Below are 19,370 nucleotides of genomic sequence, written 5' to 3'. Positions count from 1 at the left end.
GCTGCCGCGTCTTTGCGCTGGCGCAATGGGGCCTTAGCTCAGCTGGGAGAGCGGTTGCTTTGCAAGCATCAGGTCATCGGTTCGATCCCGATAGGCTCCACCACCGCCACAGCGATTTTCCAGATTTGATGAAGACACCGGTTCCGGCGTAGCGATACGCCGGTAAATGGGGGCCTCAAGCTCCCTCTTTGACATTGTGAATGGGTTCTTAAAATCGATGCCGTGATGGTGTCGGTTTGGACAAACGACCGTGAGGGTCGGCCGCAAGGCTGGCACGAACGAGCGTCTCCAAGCTGACTTCAATCACTTAATGGATTGCGAGAGAGGCGGGTGCGCAAGCGCCTGACCGAAACGCAATTCCAAACAATCTGGCTGAGATTATAATCATCCGCATCAAGACGGCATCGGCAACGGTGCCCGGTAAAACCACGCTGCACTGCTCTGCCGAGTTTCGTGTCGTCGCCTGACAGGCGTCGATCCAGTGTTGTCGTTGGTGGTGTGGACTCTCAAGCGTGAGGTAAGGGCAATTCGTGGATGCCTTGGCACATACAGGCGATGAAGGACGTGGCACGCTGCGATAAGCTGCGGTGAGGTGTGAGCAACCTTTGACCCGCAGATTTCCGAATGGGGAAACCCACCTATCCGTTTAACTAGCTGAGCCGCTCGGCGGCACGCTTCATGCGTGTCGCCTGGAGGCTTATCTGGTTAGGCGGGAACAGGTATCACTTAGCTGAATAAAATAGGCTTCGTGAAGCGAACCCGGTGAACTGAAACATCTCAGTAGCTGGAGGAAAAGACATCAACCGAGATTCCGTTAGTAGTGGCGAGCGAACGCGGACCAGGCCAGTGCCTGACATTCAACTAGCAGAAGCTTCTGGAAAGTAGCGCCATAGCGGGTGACAGCCCCGTATGCGAAAGTGATGTGTCAGGACTCGAGTAGGGCGGAACACGTGTAATTCTGTCTGAACATAGGGGGACCACCCTCTAAGCCTAAATACTCGTATGTGACCGATAGCGAACTAGTACCGTGAGGGAAAGGTGAAAAGCACCCCGATGAGGGGAGTGAAACAGTACCTGAAACGGATTGCCTACAAGCAGTTGGAGGGGTCTTGAGCCCTGACAGCGTACCTCTTGCATAATGGGTCTGTGACTTAATGTTTCAAGCAAGCTTAAGCCGTTAGGTGTAGGCGCAGCGAAAGCGAGTCTGAATAGGGCGCCATAGTTTGAAGTATTAGACCCGAAACCCGGCGATCTAGGCATGACCAGGATGAAGGTGCAGTAACATGCACTGGAGGTCCGAACCGATTAACGTTGAAAAGTTACCGGATGAGTTGTGTTTAGGGGTGAAAGGCCAATCAAGCCGGGAAATAGCTGGTTCTCCGCGAAAACTATTGAGGTAGTGCCTCGGATGGACACCCTAGGGGGTAGAGCACTGGATGGTTGCGGGGGTCGCGAGATCTACCAACACTAACCAAACTCCGAATACCTAGGAGTGATATCCGGGAGACAGACGGCGGGTGCTAAGGTCCGTCGTCAAAAGGGAAACAGCCCTGACCTACAGCTAAGGTCCCCAAGTCATCACTAAGTGGGAAAGCATGTGGAAATCCCAAAACAACCAGGAGGTTGGCTTAGAAGCAGCCATCCTTTAAAGAAAGCGTAACAGCTCACTGGTCTAAACAAGGGTTTCTGCGGCGAAGATGTAACGGGGCTAAAGTGATGCACCGAAGCTTAGGGTGTGGCGTAAGCCACGCGGTAGCGGAGCGTTCCGTAGGCCGTTGAAGCGATCTGGTAATGGGTCGTGGAGGTATCGGAAGTGCGAATGCAGACATGAGTAGCGATAAAGAGGGTGAGATGCCCTCTCGCCGAAAGACCAAGGGTTCCTGCGCAAGGCTAATCCGCGCAGGGTGAGCCGGCCCCTAAGACGAGCCCGAAGGGGGTAGTCGATGGGAACCACGTTAATATTCGTGGGCCTGGTGGTGTGTGACGGATGGTGTGTGTTGTACGTCCTTATCGGATTGGACGTGCTTCGAAACTGTTCCAGGAAATAGCCCCACCGTATAGACCGTACCCGAAACCGACACAGGTGGTCAGGTAGAGTATACCAAGGCGCTTGAGAGAAGTGTCCTGAAGGAACTCGGCAAATTGCCTCCGTACCTTCGGAAGAAGGAGGCCCTCACAGCGCGCAAGCGTTATGAGGGGGCACAGGCCAGGGGGTAGCGACTGTTTAGCAAAAACACAGGGCTCTGCTAAGTCGGCTTCAAGACGACGTATAGGGCCTGACGCCTGCCCGGTGCCTGAAGGTTAAGTGGAGGGGTGCAAGCTCTGAAATGAAGCCCAGGTAAACGGCGGCCGTAACTATAACGGTCCTAAGGTAGCGAAATTCCTTGTCGGGTAAGTTCCGACCTGCACGAATGGCGTAACGACTTCCCCACTGTCTCCAGGACATGCTCAGCGAAATTGAATTCTCCGTGAAGATGCGGAGTACCCGCGGTTAGACGGAAAGACCCCGTGCACCTTTACTGCAGCTTCAGAGTGGCATTAGGAAAGAACTGTGTAGCATAGGTGGGAGGCTTTGAAGCATCGGCGCCAGCTGATGTGGAGCCATAGGTGAAATACCACCCTGTTGTTTTCTGATGTCTAACCTCGTTCCGTAAGCCGGAACAGGGACCCTCTGTGGCGGGTAGTTTGACTGGGGCGGTCGCCTCCTAAAGAGTAACGGAGGCGCGCGATGGTGGGCTCAGGCCGGTTGGAAACCGGCTGTTAGAGTGCAATGGCATAAGCCCGCCTGACTGCGAGACTGACAAGTCGAGCAGAGACGAAAGTCGGTCATAGTGATCCGGTGGTCCCTCGTGGAAGGGCCATCGCTCAACGGATAAAAGGTACGCCGGGGATAACAGGCTGATAACCCCCAAGAGCTCATATCGACGGGGTTGTTTGGCACCTCGATGTCGGCTCATCACATCCTGGGGCTGGAGCAGGTCCCAAGGGTTTGGCTGTTCGCCAATTAAAGTGGTACGTGAGCTGGGTTCAGAACGTCGCGAGACAGTTTGGTCCCTATCTGCCGTGGGCGTCGAAATTTGAGAGGAGTTGACCCTAGTACGAGAGGACCGGGTTGAACGTACCTCTGGTGTACCTGTCGTCGTGCCAACGGCGCAGCAGGGTAGCTATGTACGGACGGGATAACCGCTGAAAGCATCTAAGCGGGAAGCCTCCCTCGAGATAAGATTTCACAGGACGGTCGGAGACCACGACCTTGATAGATCGGATGTGGAAGTGCGGTAACGCATGGAGCTAACCGATACTAATTGTCCTATTCGCGCTTGAGAGTTGCACACCATCAATGACAATCCTGGGTCTCGGCCCAAATGTCAGCGATGTACGTGGATGACCAATAGCTCGACGCCAGAATAAACCTTCACACAACCAGCGCCCGGTGTTCCGGGTTGCTGGCAGACAAGGTGCATCGATTTTAAGGAGCCCATCGCAATGAAACGCGGTGGGTCCCAAAAGCCCAAACCGCATCGAAGTACCACTTCGATGTGATACCCGCATCCGCCCGCTTCATTGCCTGGTGGCTATAGCGTCGGTGTCCCACCCGATCCCATCCCGAACTCGGCCGTGAAACCCGACTGCGCCAATGGTACTATCGCTCAAGCGATGGAAGAGTAGGTCGTCGCCAGGCATTGCAGCCGGCGGGTGCAGATCAAGGCTTGGAACCCATCACAACGTCTCCGGTCCCTGGACCACCAACACCCCCGCACACACGCGGGGGCGTTCGTGTCTCCCTGGACCCTCATCCATCAAAGTACCACTTTGATGGACCTCATCGCGGGGTGGAGCAGCCCGGTAGCTCGTCAGGCTCATAACCTGAAGGTCACAGGTTCAAATCCTGTCCCCGCAACCAGCCTGATTTATATCGCCTCCGGGGGAATACCTGCGGAGGCTTTTTGCGTTTTCGCGCCAGCGCATAGCGACAGCATCGACGCAAGCTCACCACGTAGTTCGATGGTGAGATCACCATCCTCAACAGCACGAGCCTCAGGCAGTGGTTGGCGTGCCGCTCCTCCACATCGCCGATCCCACGGCCGAACGCGTCAACGCGGTCGGCTTCAAGACGGTCGGACTGCTCGGCACCGCGTTCACGATGGAACATGCCTTCTCAAAGAGCGACGCGCCAAGTTCCGCATCCAACCGCGATGTCGTATGGCTCAGTAGCCATTGGCGGGTGCTGTTGAGCAGTGTGTCCTAGATGAAAATGGCCTTGAGGCCGACCGCGAGGACGTCGAGCGTGCTCAGCGTGCCGTCGACCAGACCCTTATCGATGATGAGATGGAAGAAGATCGAGGAAATCAGCGCCACGATCTGGATGACGAACGATGCGACCAGCACCTGGATGAGGGGCCGCTGATACTTCACGAGGAATGGCAGGAACCAGGTGACGTCGAAAGGTCGCTTGGCGCCCGCAAGCGCCTCGCGCGTCGTCATCAGAACAAGCAGCCTGTCCGCTGTTCCGTGAGCTGATCTTCCGTCCACAAGGCGGGAGCGGGATCGTCGATGCGTTGGACGAGTACTCCTTATGCCGGGATATTTTCCCGCCTGCGCCGGCGGTTTCCACCATCGCGCATCGCTTCGCATGGCCCAAGCGTCCGGTTTCACGTCGGTCAAGTCAAGCTCGTGCTTCCGTTCTCAATAATGATCCAGACTGTGCGGAAACTCGGCAATTGATTCCATCGGGTCGCTGACCGGCGTATGCTGCGTCCATGGCGTACATCGAGGGTCATGCTCGGGACCAAGCACTGCTGCTGCCGGCATCGGTCGAGGACTATGTGGCGGCGGATAGCCCGGTGCGGTTCATCGACGCGTTCGTCGACGACCTCGACCTGGGCGATGCTGGCTTCGTGCGGTCGCAACCGAAGGCGACCGGGCGGCCCGGCTACGATCCGGCCGACATGCTCAAGCTGTACCTGTACGGCTATCTCAACCGGGTGCGGTCGAGCCGGCGCCTGGAAGCGGAGACGACGCGCAACCTCGAGCTGATCTGGCTGCTGCGCGGGTTGCGGCCGGACTACAAGACCATCGCCGACTTTCGTCGCGACAACCGGAGCGCGTTTAAGGCGGTGTTCCGTGCCTTCGTCATCCTGTGTCGCAAGCTCGACCTGTTCGGGCGCGAGCTGCTGGCGGTGGACGGCACGCGGCTGAAGGCGGTGAATAGCCCTGGACGCAACTTTTCCCGCGACAAGCTGGCTAGGTATATCGCCGCAGCCGACGAGCGGCTTGAGGGATATCTGGTCGAGCTGGACGCCATCGACCGCGGCGAGGATGGCCATGGGCCTGGTCGTGGCGAGGTCCTGGCTGCGAAGATCGCCAGGGTGCGCGAGCGGCGGCAGGCGCAGGAGGCGATGCTGGACCAGCTGACCGCCAGCGGTGAGAGCCAGATCTCGCTGACCGACCCGGATGCGCGCGCGATGGTCACGGGTCAAAAGATCACGGTCGGCTACAACTCGCAGGTCGCGGTCGATGCCAAGCACAAGCTCATCGTCGAGCAGCACATCACCAACGCCGCCACGGACATGGGCCTGCTGGCACTTACCGCCGGTGCGGCCAAGGAGGCGCTTGGTGTCGAGCAAATCGATGCGGTTGCCGACATGGGCTATTACAAAGGCGAGGACATTGAGGCGTGTGAGGCGAACGGTATCACGCCCTATGTCGCCCGGCCGAAACGGGGCAGCGCTATCGCCAACGGCCGTTTTCCTAAGGATCTTTTCGCTACGACGCCGAAGCGGACGCGTACCACTGCCCGGGTGGCCGGACGCTCGACATCAGCTATCGCGCGGTGACACGCGGCCACGCCAACATCCAATATTCCAACCCCGCCGCCTGTGCCGCCTGCACCATCAAGCCGCGCTGCACGAGCAGCCGCTGGCGGCGCATCAACCGCTGGGAGAACGAGGCGGTGCTGGACCGCATGGCGACGCGGCTCGCCGCTAGGCCCGGTATCCTGAACGTCCGTCGGAAAACGGTCGAGCATCCCTTCGGCTCGATCAAGCAATGGATGAACCAGGGCGCGTTCCTGATGCGCGGGCTGGAGAAGGTGCGTGCCGAGTTCAGCCTGACCGCGCTCGCCTACAATCTCAGGCGAGCCATCACCCTCATCGGAGTGCCGGGGCTGATCCGGGCGATGCAGGCCTGATCCGGCGCGCCATTTGCGTCGGCACAACGCCAGACATGCGGGCCATCAAGCCATCCCGGCGTCAGCACGGCCGCAAATCCAAATAAGACCGGTCTCTGACCCGCCCGGACGCGAGAAGCGTCAGATGGCGGCCAGCCCGTGAGTTTCCGCACGGTCTGTCATCCTTTTCGGGAAGTCGGTAACCCATCGGTCAGGATCGACGAGCGCACAGCCTTCGACCGAAATGAACGGCGGGTTTCGTCCGCGGCGACGGGCCGCTGCGTGTCGCTTATTGGTTGCGCTACCCCGACCTGCTTGGCGAGACAGGCATCCGCGATGCCGAACCTCCGGATTGGAAATGGCCGGGGCGTTCAGCCGTCCGCGGCAGCAACGCTGAGTGTCGGTTGGTCCATGTCGGTCAGCCCATCGATTGTGATCGGCGTCTTCCAACTCTGTACAACTGCCGTAACGTGCTCGAAATTTTCTCCATTCTGTCGATCAGTCGTACACTATTCATCCTTGGCTTGCATTGCCGCCAGCCAGTCCGTTCGATGCGTTGCCAAAAAAAATCGACGGCTCTGCTGTCGGTGCCTCGTCGCAGACGGTATCCGCCGGTAAATCGGTACATCCGCGATCGATGCACGGTCGCCGGACACGACGATCCGACGTCACGTCAGAGTCATCTCGCCTGCCTATCAAGGAGGATGGGCAGCGGCGATCGGCGATACGGCGGGAAGGCGCTGGAGAGGACACGGCGGCGCTACCTCTTCGCGCATTTCTGCAAGAGCCTGTTGTGGCACGCCAGTGGCCTGCTCTTCGCTTTCTTCCTCACGGAGACCTGCGGGTTGCCGCCACGGACCATGGGAGCGCTCATCGCCCTGTCGCTCTTCGTCAATGCGATCGCCGACGTCGGGGTCGGCCGGAGCATCGCTCCTGCCATGCGCCGGCCGACGCTCGTCCTGCGCCGGCAGGGCGCTGCGGCCGGTCCCGCCGGCCTGTTCTTTTTGTTGTTTTGCGCGACGCCGTTCCTGCCCGCGCCGATCCGACTGGGCGCCGCGGTCGTGACGCTGATCGGCTTTCGGCTCGCCTTCGCTCGGATGGACGTCCCGCAGAACGCGCTGGTGCCGCTGCTGGCACCGGACCCGACAGCGCGGATTCGCCTGCTCGCCGCGCGTAACATCTGTGGCGGATCGGCCAGCCTGCTGGTCGCCGTGGTCGCTGCACCGCTGCTGCTCGTGACGGAAACGGGCAGCGCACTGCCGCACGTTGTTTGGGCTGCCATCGTCGCCGGGTTGGCCGTGGTCAGCGCCCACCGCCTCGCCCGGGAGCGCGGCATCGCGGTACCCTTGATGCCCCACGCGGGCCATCGCGGCGGACGGGTCGCATTGCCCGCTGCGCTCATCCTTGCCGTCGCCTGTACGGCGACGGCCGGCAGTACGATGTTCCGCGCCATGGAGCCTTATGCCGCCGCTTACGGCGGGGCCGGTCTTGGCATCATGATCTGGGCCTCGCTCGGGGCGATCCTGTGCCAGCCCTGCTGGGCGATGGCCGGCCGCCGGCTGTCTCCCCGCGTATTGCCGTTGCTGGCTGCCAGCTGCGCCCTCGTGGCGGCATTCGCCCTCGCCGGCCCGTTGCGCGCCGGCGGCATCGCTATCGCGGTCGCCGGCCTTGGCTTCGGCATCGGGAGCGGCGGGTTGTGGCTGATGGTCTGGACCGCGGCGATCCGCGGGAACGATCAGCCGGCCAATCTCCGGCGGATCGCGGCACTCACCGCAGTGTCGAAGACTGCGCAGGGCCTGGCGATGCTGTGGCTGGGCCATGCTCTTCATGGCGCGCCCTATCGTACCGATCTCGCGGCACCGGGTATGCTCCGATCGGTGACGATGATCGCCGCGCTGCTGATGATCGCGCTCGGCGGATTGCTGCTGGCGTTGGGGGAGCGGCGGCTCAGTCGAACAGCGCGCGATGCAGGATCAGCGACGCCGCGCCCAGCGGTGCAGACAGTTCAGGATCCAGCGTCGCCACCATCAGCCGGGTCGGCGGTGCCCGCACCCCGCGCCGCGACGGCAGGCTGAGTTCCGGCCAGACCATGTCGTCGACGATGCGCTGCGCCAGGGGACGTGGCAGCCGTCCGCCCAATATGATCGCGTCGCAATCGAGGGTATAGCGCAGCATCTGGAATAACCAGGCGAACGAGGACTGCCGCGCTGTCAGCCAGGCATCGACACCCGGCCACGCCGGGTCGAACCGCGTCACCAGATCGGATATGCCCGTGCAGGCGACGCCATGGCGGGCGAGCGTGTCGCACAGATCGGCCAGATTGGGCGTCGTGCGATCGGCGAAGTGGAACAGGCCCGCGATCTCGCCCGCATTGCCATGTCGCCCGCGCATCAATTGGCCGTCATCGATCACCCCGGCGCCGAAGCCTGCCGCGACGTTGACATAGCAGAAGCTGGCATGATCCACCCCCGCGCCCAACAGCCGTTCGCCGATGGCCGCGGCATTCGCGATGTTCTCCACCACCGCCGATAGGCCGAGTGACCGTTCCAGCGCCTCCGCAAGGTCGACCAGCGCCCAATCGTCCAGCTCGGCGGCCGGGTTGCTGACATTCGCCGCGGTGAAGAATCCGGCAACGGCGAGGCCGATGCCGACGATCCTGTCGCGCAGCGGCTGTTCGGCGATGAACGTCGCTACCGCGGCGAGGATCGTTGCGCGGGTCATGCCCAGGGCGCTGACATCGCGCCGCGCCCGCACCACGCCGGCCAGGTCGAGCAGCACGACGTCCGCGCGGTCCGTCATCACCGACAAGCCGACGCTGAATGCCGCATCCGCGACAATGTGCATCGTAGCGCTCGGCTGGCCGCGGCCATGAACGACCGTTTCGCCGCTCCGGAGCAGGCCCGCCGCCTCGAGCTCCTCGGTCGCGCGGAACACCGCGGTGCCCGACAGCCCCGTCCCGCGGATCAGGTGCGATCGCGACATGCTTCCGTTGCGCCGCACCAGAGCGAGCACACGCCGGGCGCGTGGGGTCAACCGATAGTCCTTCCTCGCCACCGTTAGGGCATCTCCATTGTCATTCTCATCCGAGCCCTAGAGGCACCGTCTTCGAAGTGTCAAATTAATACCGTACAGCACGATATATATTGCGTCGTGTAGGGGGTTTTGAAGTGAGATTTTCGAGTCGGACTATGCTGCTGGCAGCGGCCATCAGCGTGCCTCCGGGCGTCATGCTGGCCGGGCAGGCGCAGGCGCAGCAGACTACACCGACGGCCGAAGCGGATGACCAGGGCGACATCGTAGTCACCGGTTTTCGCGCCTCTCAGCGATCGGCGACCAAGGCGAAGAAGAGTGCGGCGGTCATCCTTGATGCGGTGTCGCAGGACGATGTCGGCCGGTTGCCCGACCTCAACATCGTCGAGGCTAGCCGCCGGATCACCGGCGTCTCCGTTGTCGGCGGCGCCGACCCGACCAAGAACCGCGACATCTATCAGCGCGCGACGATCCGCGGGCTCGATCCGCGCTACAATCTCGTCACGATCGACGGTATTCCGCTGGCGTCGCCCGACTGGATCTATCGTGGTGCGCGCCTCGACATGCTGCCCGCATCGCTGGTCGCGCGGATCGAGGCGATCAAGAGCGTCAGCGCGCAATATGATCCGCACGCGCTTGGCGGCCAGATCAACATCGTCTCCAAAAGCGCGTTCGACCAGAACGGCAAGCGATTCTTCGTGGTCAACGCCAATGGCGGCTATAACGACACCGCCGGCAAGCTGGTGCGTGGTGGCGGCGCTGCGATCCGCGCCGATGCCACCGCTTCCACGCTGTTCGGCCCGGGCGAGCAGTTCGGCGTCGTCGCGTCGGTCGAATACCAGCGGCTGCCATCGACCGCGCGGGCGGAACTGCCGGGCGACACCGCCGGCGCGGGCTGGAGCTATTTCACCGCGGCCGGCGCACGCACCGCCTTTCCCGGCCTTTCGACCGGCGCCGTCGTGCCGGTACGCAACCAGGATTATTTCTTCGAGAACCTGCGCACCCGCCTGTCGGGCAATCTGAAGCTGGAATGGCGTCCGGACGCGGCGACGCAGCTGTCGCTGTTCGGCGGCTATTACCACGATACGGATACCGAGACTCGTTACGAGGCGCTGACGCTCGCGACCGGCGCGGCGCCCGCGGTCACGCCGACGAGCGGCCGGTTCGCGCAAGGCGACACGCAGCAGGGGCTGACCTATCAGCCGGTGACGCGCAACACCTGGCTGATCGATGCCAAGGGCCGGCATGATTTCGGCGACGGGCTGATCCTCGACACGACGCTCGCACGGTCGAAGGCGACGTATCGCGAAAACCGCCAGATGATAAAATACGACGCCAACCCCCGCGCGGGTGCCGCGTCGAACGGCTATTCGGCGGCGTTCGGCTATGCCTACCGGATCGTGGATGGCCGACCGCGGCTGACGCTCAACGATCTCGTCGCTGCGGCCAGCCCGGACGCCTATCGCGCGCTGTACTTCCGCGACATCCACCGCGATCTCGATTCGACGACCGACTTCGTCAAGGTGAACCTCGGCTACAATGCCGGTGCGGACGATCGTGGCCTGGGGCTCAATGTCGGCGCGGCGGTGACGCGGACCGACCTCGCCTACGATCAGCGCTATCTGGAATATGTCCCCGGCACCGCAGCGAACCAAGCGGCGTTCGGGACGCTGAACGGCATCCTCTATCCGCAGACGCCTGCCACCTATGAAACGCCGGGCGCGCCCTATCTGCTGGTGAACCGCACCGCCGCATGGCAGCGGTTCGACGCCAACCGGTCGCTGTTCATCGCCACCGACCAGCGCGCCAACAATGCCGCTGACGATTTCCACGATCTGGAAACGGTGAAGGCGGGATATGTCCAGGGCGTGTTCCGCGCCGATCGCTTCGACGTGCAGGCGGGCGTCCGCTACGACGACACCGGCCTGGTCGTCGATACCAACCAGGTGCCGACCGCGAAGGGGGCGACCGCCTACGAGCCGGTACGGCGCCGCACGGGCTATGGCTTCTGGCTGCCGTCTGCACTGGCGACCGTCGAGCTCGGCGACGGCATGCGGCTGCGTGGCGGCGTATCGAAGACGATCGGTCGGCCCGACTACGGCCAATATGCCGCCCGCACGACCTTCGGCGTCGGCACCGACGGCACGCTCACCGTCAGCACCGGCAATCCGAACCTCAAGCCGCGCGAGGCGTGGAACTACGACCTGTCCTACGAATGGTATCTGGGCGGCGGGGGGCTGATTTCGGTCGCAGGCTTCGCCAAGGACATCCGCAACGAGATCTTCACGTCGACCCAGCAGGGCCCGGCCACCCTCTTCCAGGGTACGACCTATCAGACGGTCTTCGTCAGCACGCCGCGCAACGCGGCGCGTGCGCGGGTCAAGGGGCTGGAGGTCAGCTATACGCTCGACAGGATCGCCCTCGTGCCGGGGCTTGGCGTCAACGCCAATTTCACGTTGCTCGATGGCTCGTTCGACCAGCCGGTCAGCGCGGCGGGCGTCGCCTCCGGCCTGCCCGCGGTACGGCGCAGCAGCGGGCTGATCCAGCAGCCCGACTATATCGCCAACCTCACCGCCTTCTACGTGACCGGTCCGATCGAGTTGCGCGCCTCGTACAACCGGATCGGTCGCGCGGTGCAGTCGGTCGATGGCGATACCCCGACCCGCGACCTGTATCAGGAGCCCCGCCAGCAGTTCGACGTGCAGGCGCGCGCCACGCTGCGGCCGGGTGTCGAACTGGTCGGGCAGGTCCAGAACCTGACCAAGGCGCCGTTCGTCGTCCGTCAGGGCATCGACCGCGGCCTCGTCAATTATTTCTTCCCGGTCGGGCGTACTTTCTGGCTCGGGCTGTCGTGGAAGCCGAAGCTGTGACGGCGGGCAGACTGGCGGTGGCGCTGCTCGTGACGCTCGGCGTCGCCACACCCGCGGCGGCGCAGCGGGTCGATGGCGCGGTGCGCGTGGTGTTGAAGTTCGTCAAGCGCGACGCGGGCGCGGGGGTGCGGTTCGATCCCGCGACCTGCGCCACCTGTTCGCCGATCGCGGACGCGAACTGGAATGCCGACAACGATCGCGAAACCGTCATCGCGCTGTCGATCCCGCGCATGCGGACGCTCGAACTCGGCTTCCGCCGGGGCGCCGCCAATGTCCGCCGCGTGATCCTGGAGGGCGGCGATGTGCCCTTCCGGCAAGAGGGAGACCGCCTGATCGTCGCCGTGCCGCCGGTGGGGAGCGACGCGATCACCGCCGCGGAGGTCGCGACGCATATCGTCGAGCCGGGGATGGTGCTGCGCTTCGAGCATGCCGATCCCGCGCGTCGTGCCGGCGACTATGCGCAGGGCAGGTTTCCTGCCGTGCAGCGCGCCGCCGCCAATGCGCTCGAATTCGCGCAGCGCGAGGTGGTGCGCGAACTGGGGCTCGGCGAATGGATGGAGCACGACCGCCTCGGCCGCATCCAGATCATGGGCTTCGACACCAACGCACCACACAACCATCGCGATGCCCCGCCGCATATGCATATGCACCTGCGCTGGCCCGACAATACGGGCACGCAGATCGGCCATTATTACATCGGGGGCGATGGCCTGCTGAGTTACAATGTCGTCGGTGTGAAGGGGCTGGGCGCCCCGCAGCAAAGGTTCGGCCGCGGCCAGTCGTTCACGACGGTCGCACCCGACGGACAGGCGATCTACACCCACCGCATCACGCCCGAGGGATGGCTGGAACTCGGTCGCTCCGGTGCGGCGCCGTGCCTGATCCGGCCGCTGGGCGAGGGCGGCTTCGCGGCGGGCGCCAGCGTCGCCTGCCCGGGCGGCACGCCACGACGGATCAGGGTGGCGGACGACCTCGCCGCGGGTGTGCTGAGCGTCGATACCAACGCGGTGCACGAGGTGTTCCGCTACGATCGCGACACCGGCGCGCTGCTGTCGCCGACCGCGGTGCCCGTTCCGCCGCCCTCGGTCTTCGTCAACGACGGCTGATCCATTCCAGGCATTGCGCGGCGCTCGCAATATTTCCGTCCGACTCAGCGCCAGAAGCAGGCGGACCGCGGGTCCCAGGCGGTGCCAGGTCGGCACGCGGTCCCTCCGACACCATCAGACCCATGAAAGGACTTATGCATGATGAGATTGCGAAGTTTCGTCGTCCGCTGGCGGCGCTCGCGTCCGCAACATGCCTCGTCTTAAACCCGCAGCGCGGCAACGCCTGCTTCGAGACAAGCGGGCGGTGAGAATGTCCTTTAAACGGCCAGCCAATCGGCCGTTATGTCCCCTCTATGCCCCTCCGGCGCCAGCACGGTGCGCAGGGCTTCCAGCAGAGGCGGCAGCGCCTGCGTGAAGGCGTAGGGCGGGTTGACGATGTAGAGGCCTGCACCATTATAGATGCCGGGCTGATCGTCATCGTATAACCAATGCTCCACGCACAGCAATTTCGGGATGCCGAGCTTGCGTAACTGATCCTTCCAGCGCCAATGCGTGCTGCGGTCTTTCAGCGGATACCAGATCATCGTCACGCCGTGCGCCCATTTGCGGTAAGCAGCGGCGAGGGTGGCGGTAACCCGTTCGCGTTCGTCGGGCTGCTCGTATGGCGGGTCGACGACCACGACGCCGCGCGCGGTCCGGGGCGGCAGCATGGCCAGCCAAAGCTCGTAGGCGTCGCGTTCGTGCACGGCAGCGGATGTGTGGCGCATCACGCCGCGCAGGGTATAGGCGTCCGCGGGATGTTTCTCGTTCAGGATCAAAAAATCCTGCGGGCGTAGAAGCTGCGCCAGGATCCTCGGCGAGCCGGGGTAGACGTGCGGCTCGGCCCCGGCGTTCACGGCCTCGATGACGGCGCGATAGTCGTTCAGCAAGGGGTCCGGGTCGGCGAGGACCCGCAGCACGCCCTGCGTGGCCTCGCCGGTGCGTCGGGCCTCCTCGCCGTCAAGGTCGTACAGCCCGCAGCCCGCATGGGTGTCGATCAGGGTCAACGCACCCGGTTTGTGCTGCAACGCCTGCACGAGGGCGATCAGCAGGCTGTGCTTCACGACATCAGCGCTATTGCCCGCATGGAAGGAGTGGCGATAATTCATTGCGACTTGAACCCTGACGATCGACCTTCTGCGTGGTGCTGGCGCGGTCGCCGAGCGCGAGGCGATCGATGCAGCCTCGCGGGTGCTGGTATTAAGTCGGGCCGCAGCGATCAACGTATTTGCGTCACGCCCGCATTGGCGATCCGTCGGCGAAGGCGGGAGCATAAGGCTTCGGTAGCAGGGGATGTCCCCTCATCGAGCAGCCGGCCGTAACTGGGCTTGCCGTGAAGCACCGGTCTACTGATGTTGGCCCATAATCCGCGCAACGCCGGACCGCCGAAGGTTCAGGTCTTTTATCTCCACCTTTGCCCGGGTCGGCAACGTCCGTCGTCAATGACCCGAGCCCGTCGCCAGCCAACAACGGCGTTTGACCTCGGTGTACCTGGGGCCAGGTGCGCTTTGTCCCGCGCCCGCGTCGACTGGTTCAATTGCCGTCGGCATCGACCGCGAATGTCACCGGCTTACCCCGCGACATAGGCTCCCAACCGGCCGAGATCGCGGCACGCACGCACCGCGCGATCGTTGCGACATCGAGTTGAAGGCGTCCGCGCGGCAAGCCCTTCAACAGCCGTTTTGGCGGCGGAAATTCAACCCATGCTTCGCGCGTCGCATCGCGCTGGGTAAGGGCTATCGTCATTCCCTTCCAGCCCTCGTCATCCGATTGATGCGGTTCATGCCGGAGGTGCCAGTCGTATATGGCGCCATCGACATCGATGGTGCCGCCGTTGCTTCGGGATTTTGCCATATAGGTGGTTCTATCATGCCAGCCCGACCAAAGCATAGGTTCAGGGCGGGATCGGCTCACCGCCCCTTCGGTGAGCGGACAGGCTGTATGGTTTTCCTCTCGCCGGAAGATCAACGGTATCGTCGCCATTCCTGCTATCGGAAAATGCGAAACCCGGTGGCGGGCGCAGACGGAGAGTCTCGAATGGGACGACGATACGGACGGTCACGGCATCGCGGACCCAGGCGATATCCAGCGTAGCACCGCCCCGCGCGCGAAGGCCGGTGACCGATCCCCGGTCCCAGCCCGGCGGTATGGCGGGCAGCACCGCGATGACGCCATTGTGGCTCTGCATCAGCATTTCGGCGATGGCGGCGGTGATGCCGAAATTGCCGTCGATCTGGAACACGGCGTGACCGGGTGCCGGATGCGTATCGAGCAGATTGCCGACCAGGCTGTCGCGCACGAAGAGCCGGATCGATTCACCCGCACGCCTGCCATCCCCAACCTGGCCCAGATGGCGGTGGCCCATGCCCGGCTCCATCCCGTCGCGGCGCCGCCATGCGCCTCGCGGCGCGCCATGGATGCGCGAACCGCCTCTGCCCATCCCGGCGTTGCATGCGGTGACATCGCGCTGCCGGGATAGCAGGGGTACAGGTGCGAGATGTGACGGTGTCCGACATCCTGTTCGGCGAAGTCTTCGGCCCATTCCTGCAACTGGCCGTGGCTGCCGATGCGATAGGGTTCGAGCCTGGGCACCAGCGCTGCCAACTGAGCGGCAAACGTCCGGTCGACGCCAAGTCGACGCGCTGCCGTGATGCAATTGCCGAACAATTCGCGGATCAGCGCAAGGTCCATCGTGCAGCCGGCGGATATCGCCGCCGGCCGGCCGTCCGGAGCGATGAACAGGTTTTCGGGGGAGATCGATGGCGCCGTCGTCAATCGCCCGTCATGCGGGTGCGGCACCAGCCACGCGGCGCAGAACATCGCGGCTCCCCGCATCAGTGGCCATGCCCGATCGCGCAGATAGCCGATGTCGCCGCCGAACGCATAATGATCCCAAAGATGTTGGGCCAGCCACGGCGCGCCCATCGGCCAGTTCGCCCAATTGGGATCGCCGCGGCCTTCGCCGACGGGGTTGGTCATCGCCCACAGGTCAGTGTTGTGGTGCAGGCACCACCCGGGCAGTCCGTAATAGTCGCGCGCGGTGCGCGCACCGGTCACGGCCAGCCGTTCGATCAGGTCGATCAGGGGCGTGTGGCAGTCCGCCAGCCCGCAGCTTTCCGCGGGCCAGTAATTCATCTGAAGGTTGATGTTCGTGGTATAGTTGCAGCTCCACGGCGGCCGGACCGCATCGTTCCAGATGCCCTGCAGAGTGGCGGGCTGCGTACCGGGCCGGGAACTGGCGATCAGCAAATAACGCCCGAAATCGAACAACAGCGCCGCCAGCGCGGGATCCGGCGTACCCTCGTCGGCCACGCGGCGGCGATCGGTCGGCGCACTTTGCCGGGCCGGGCCGAGATCGAGGGCGACCCGGCGGAACAGCGAGCGATGATCCTCGACATGGCGCGTGCGCAGGCGGGCATGGCCATGGCGGGCCGCACGCCGCAGCGTCGCCGTCGCAGCGGCTTCGACCGCCTCGGCGGACAGGTCCGGTGCGGTGTCGAAGCTGCGAAAGCCGGTGGCGACGGCAATCCTGATCTCGATGTCGCGTGCGTCGGCGACCTCCAGCGTTCCGGAGTGGGTCGTGACGTGTCCGTCAGTGCGGACCTCCAGTATCGCGGCAAAGCGCATGCCCAGGCCGTCCCGATCCGAATAGACGACGGGATCGGCGACATCGTCGTAGACCGGCTTGGAAATGGTCGGCGCCTTGCCGGCCAGCACCAGCGTGGCGCCGGTCGCGCGGACGTTCGCGCGGAGCGGACTGGTCAGGCCGATGCGGCACGACAGCGCCGCGGGACCGTGCCGGGTTGCCTTAAAGCATGGTGTCGACGATCCATCACAGTGCAATCGTATCAGTCTGGCGTGGAGTATTGAACAGCAGACATTGCCAAGCCTCTCGAATTACGACGAAGTATTTCATATTGCAGCAAAATCAAAGACGGATATATTGGGAAATGACAAATCAATTTGCCCTTCGCCCTCGGCGAGGGTTGTCTTCACGGCACTTGACTACAGAAAAAATATCAATGTTATTGACATAACTGGATTAATCGTCACGCATTCGGAACGTCGGGGCGGATGATATCGGTCCGCGACCTAGGTTCTGCTGGGGCGAAACAAGGTCACGATGCTGCCGGCATCTACCTGATCGGCCGGCAAGAGCTGCGACGCCCATGCGTCCGCGAGCAATTGACCGGGTCCGAGATCGGGGCGGCTATCCTTGCCAGGTGTAACTGCCTCTACCGGCTATCGTCTTGCAATTGCGGCCCTGGAACGGGTTCCGGGGGCGCTATGCGCGTTCTTGCTGATTGATCGATGTAGGCTGCCCAGCGCATGCCGCATATCGGTGCCGTGAAAAAACCGACACGACCGGCTCGTCCCGCGCCGCCTGAACCGGGCGGCCAGCGCGGCGTAATGGCGCAGCGGTGCCGCTGCCGTGATCGCCGGATCATCCCTCCCGTGATAATGCAGCGACTTGCCGCCACACGCGAAAAATAGCACCGTTCGGCCGGTGAACGGCAGCAGCGCCAGGTTGGCTCGCGAGCTCTTATGACCTTTGCGTGGCCCGAGACGGGAGAGACGAGACGATCATGACCGACGCCTTCATCTGCGACGCGGTGCGAACACCGATCGGTAAACTGAACGGGGCGCTGGCGACGGTGCGTGCGGACGATCTCGCCGCGATCCCGCTACGCGCGCTGCGCGATCGTAATCCCGGCGTCGACTGGGCTGCGATCGACGACGTGCTGATGGGATGCGCCAATCAGTCGGGCGAGGACAATCGCAACGTCGCGCGCATGGCGGTGCTGCTCGCCGGACTGCCCGAAACGGTGCCAGGCGTCACGCTGAACCGTCTGTGCGCCTCCGGCCTCAACGCCGTTGGCGGCGCGGCGCAGGCGATCCGCAGCGGCGATGCGGAATTGATGATTGCGGGCGGCGTGGAGAGCATGACGCGGGCGCCCTTCGTCATGGGAAAGGCGGGCGCGGCATTCGATCGCACGCAGAAGATCGAGGATACGACGCTCGGCTGGCGGTTCGTCAATCCGGCGATGCGGGCCGCTTATGGTGTGGACACGATGCCGGAGACGGCGGAGAACGTCGCATCGGACTGGCAGGTCACCCGCGAGGATCAGGACGCTTTCGCGCTGGCCAGCCAGCGCAAGGCCGCCGCCGCACAGCAGAACGGACGCTTCGCGCGTGAGATCGTCGAAGTGGCGGTGCCGCAACGCAAGGGCGATGCGCTCGTCTTCGCACGGGACGAGCATCCGCGCGCGACCACGATGGAGAAACTGGCTGCACTGCAGCCTGTCGTCCGGGCCGGCGGTACGGTGACCGCCGGCAACGCTTCGGGCTTGAACGACGGCGCGGCCGCGATGATCGTCGCAGGCGAACGTGCCGTCGTCGCCCACGGCCTGACGCCGCGTGCACGCATCGTCGCGATGGCGTCGACCGGCGTGGCACCCCGGGTCATGGGGATCGGACCGATCGAAGCGGCGCGCAAGGTGCTGCGGCTCGGCGGCATCGGCATCGATCGGCTCGACGTCATCGAACTGAACGAAGCGTTCGCCAGCCAAGCGATCGCGACACTGCGCGCTCTCGATATCGATCCGTTCACCGACGATCGCGTCAACCCGAATGGCGGCGCGATCGCGCTGGGCCATCCCCTCGGCATGTCGGGCGCGCGGATTGCGATGTCGGCGGTGGAGGAGCTTGGCCTGCGGAACGGCCGCTATGCGCTCGCCTTCATGTGCGTGGGCGTGGGGCAGGGCGCCGCACTGCTGCTGGAGCACGTCTGATCGGTCGTTCGAAACCCGGAAAATTGGCATGATCGTCAATCGCGGCGCGTCTTCCCCCTCGACGCCCGACCCCGGTATATTTGACCTTCACCACCCGCCGCGACGCACTGACCAATGCGGAGGAGCCGGGCCGGGTGGCCACCGGCCGGGTGACGTTCGTACCCGGCGCGCGGACGGCATGGCATACCTATCCGGCGCGGCAAATCCGCATCGTCACGGCGACGCGCGGCTGGGTCCGATCCGAGTGTCATGCAAGGGTCGACGTGACTGCCGGGGATCCAGTCCGGATCCCCGCGGACGAGCGACATTGGCACGGGGCGACCGACACCATGGTGACGACCCACATCGCCGTCACCGAATTCGTCAATGGCAGCGCCGCGACCTGGCTGGAGCACGTCAGCGACGCAGGCTATCTGTCGGCAGA

The 19,370-nt window shown here is 63.7% G+C and carries 11 protein-coding genes, 2 tRNA genes, 2 rRNA genes and 2 pseudogenes; 11 read left to right on the top strand and 6 right to left on the bottom strand.

From position 1 onward, the window contains the following. The first annotated feature begins 27 nt into the window (after positions 1-27). The 5 genes from GTH33_RS03220 to GTH33_RS03200 all read left to right on the top strand — a co-directional run bounded on the left by GTH33_RS03220 (position 28) and on the right by GTH33_RS03200 (position 4,249). Positions 28-103 (top strand) — tRNA-Ala (locus GTH33_RS03220). A 404-nt stretch (positions 104-507) separates the two neighbouring features. After that, positions 508-3,325: ribosomal RNA gene (locus GTH33_RS03215) — 23S ribosomal RNA — on the top strand. Positions 3,326-3,567: 242 nt separating this feature from the next. Next, positions 3,568-3,682 (top strand): 5S ribosomal RNA (gene rrf, locus GTH33_RS03210). 145 nt (positions 3,683-3,827) lie between these two features. Next, a tRNA-Met gene (locus GTH33_RS03205) sits at positions 3,828-3,904 on the top strand. 150 nt (positions 3,905-4,054) lie between these two features. Then, a complete protein-coding gene (locus GTH33_RS03200; protein WP_243848541.1) occupies positions 4,055-4,249 on the top strand; it encodes a hypothetical protein in 195 nt (64 codons plus the stop codon). Here GTH33_RS03200 and GTH33_RS03195 read toward each other — a convergent pair. Continuing rightward, on the bottom strand, positions 4,246-4,485 hold the full coding sequence (locus GTH33_RS03195; RefSeq protein WP_163957062.1) for a hypothetical protein: 240 nt from the start codon (positions 4,483-4,485) through the stop codon (positions 4,246-4,248). The two genes, GTH33_RS03200 and GTH33_RS03195, sit on opposite strands and share 4 nt — an antisense overlap. 275 nt (positions 4,486-4,760) lie before the next feature. On the opposite strand from GTH33_RS03195, the gene GTH33_RS03190 reads away from it, so the two are divergent. From GTH33_RS03190 to GTH33_RS18105, 3 genes are all read left to right on the top strand, one after another. Next, positions 4,761-5,837 (top strand): transposase, encoded by a 1,077-nt coding sequence (locus tag GTH33_RS03190; protein WP_208404282.1) that lies wholly within the window; start codon positions 4,761-4,763, stop codon positions 5,835-5,837. Next, positions 5,834-6,190 (top strand): transposase, encoded by a 357-nt coding sequence (locus GTH33_RS17985; RefSeq protein ID WP_212592669.1) that lies wholly within the window; start codon positions 5,834-5,836, stop codon positions 6,188-6,190. Before GTH33_RS03190 ends, GTH33_RS17985 begins: the two co-directional genes overlap by 4 nt. 683 nt (positions 6,191-6,873) lie before the next feature. After that, the gene (locus tag GTH33_RS18105; RefSeq protein WP_163957061.1) at positions 6,874-8,244 is read left to right on the top strand and encodes an MFS transporter; all 1,371 of its coding nucleotides are present in this window, start codon (positions 6,874-6,876) and stop codon (positions 8,242-8,244) included. Between the two features lie 295 nt (positions 8,245-8,539). Here GTH33_RS18105 and GTH33_RS18265 read toward each other — a convergent pair. After that, positions 8,540-9,223, bottom strand: a pseudogene (locus tag GTH33_RS18265) (ROK family transcriptional regulator); the annotation flags it as partial. Between the two features lie 134 nt (positions 9,224-9,357). On the opposite strand from GTH33_RS18265, the gene GTH33_RS03175 reads away from it, so the two are divergent. Next, on the top strand, positions 9,358-12,069 hold the full coding sequence (locus GTH33_RS03175; protein ID WP_163957059.1) for a TonB-dependent receptor: 2,712 nt from the start codon (positions 9,358-9,360) through the stop codon (positions 12,067-12,069). Beyond that, the gene (locus GTH33_RS03170; protein WP_208404283.1) at positions 12,051-13,175 is read left to right on the top strand and encodes a hypothetical protein; all 1,125 of its coding nucleotides are present in this window, start codon (positions 12,051-12,053) and stop codon (positions 13,173-13,175) included. The genes GTH33_RS03175 and GTH33_RS03170 overlap by 19 nt, the downstream gene beginning before the upstream one ends. 257 nt (positions 13,176-13,432) lie before the next feature. On the opposite strand, the gene GTH33_RS03165 is transcribed toward GTH33_RS03170, so the two are convergent. The 4 genes and pseudogenes from GTH33_RS03165 to GTH33_RS03155 form a co-directional block, all read right to left on the bottom strand. Further along, entirely contained in the window at positions 13,433-14,263 is an 831-nt protein-coding gene (locus tag GTH33_RS03165; RefSeq protein ID WP_163957058.1) for a 23S rRNA (adenine(2030)-N(6))-methyltransferase RlmJ, read from the bottom strand. A gap of 424 nt (positions 14,264-14,687) precedes the next feature. Further along, on the bottom strand, positions 14,688-15,008 hold the full coding sequence (locus GTH33_RS03160; protein WP_163959562.1) for a hypothetical protein: 321 nt from the start codon (positions 15,006-15,008) through the stop codon (positions 14,688-14,690). Positions 15,009-15,048: 40 nt separating this feature from the next. Then, on the bottom strand, positions 15,049-15,342 hold the full coding sequence (locus GTH33_RS18350; protein ID WP_338054415.1) for a glycoside hydrolase family 95-like protein: 294 nt from the start codon (positions 15,340-15,342) through the stop codon (positions 15,049-15,051). Between the two features lie 60 nt (positions 15,343-15,402). After that, positions 15,403-16,781, bottom strand: a pseudogene (locus GTH33_RS03155) (glycosyl hydrolase family 95 catalytic domain-containing protein); the annotation flags it as partial. 959 nt (positions 16,782-17,740) lie between these two features. Between GTH33_RS03155 and pcaF the strand changes: the two are divergent. Beyond that, positions 17,741-18,946 (top strand): 3-oxoadipyl-CoA thiolase, encoded by a 1,206-nt coding sequence (pcaF, locus tag GTH33_RS03150; protein ID WP_163957057.1) that lies wholly within the window; start codon positions 17,741-17,743, stop codon positions 18,944-18,946. The last annotated feature ends 424 nt before the right edge of the window (positions 18,947-19,370 follow it).

It is taken from the genome of Sphingomonas insulae (genome assembly GCF_010450875.1).
GTDB classification, from domain to species: domain Bacteria; phylum Pseudomonadota; class Alphaproteobacteria; order Sphingomonadales; family Sphingomonadaceae; genus Sphingomonas; species Sphingomonas insulae.
The sequence above is the reverse complement of the archived record's forward strand: the minus strand, read 5'-3'. Positions and strand labels throughout refer to the sequence as shown.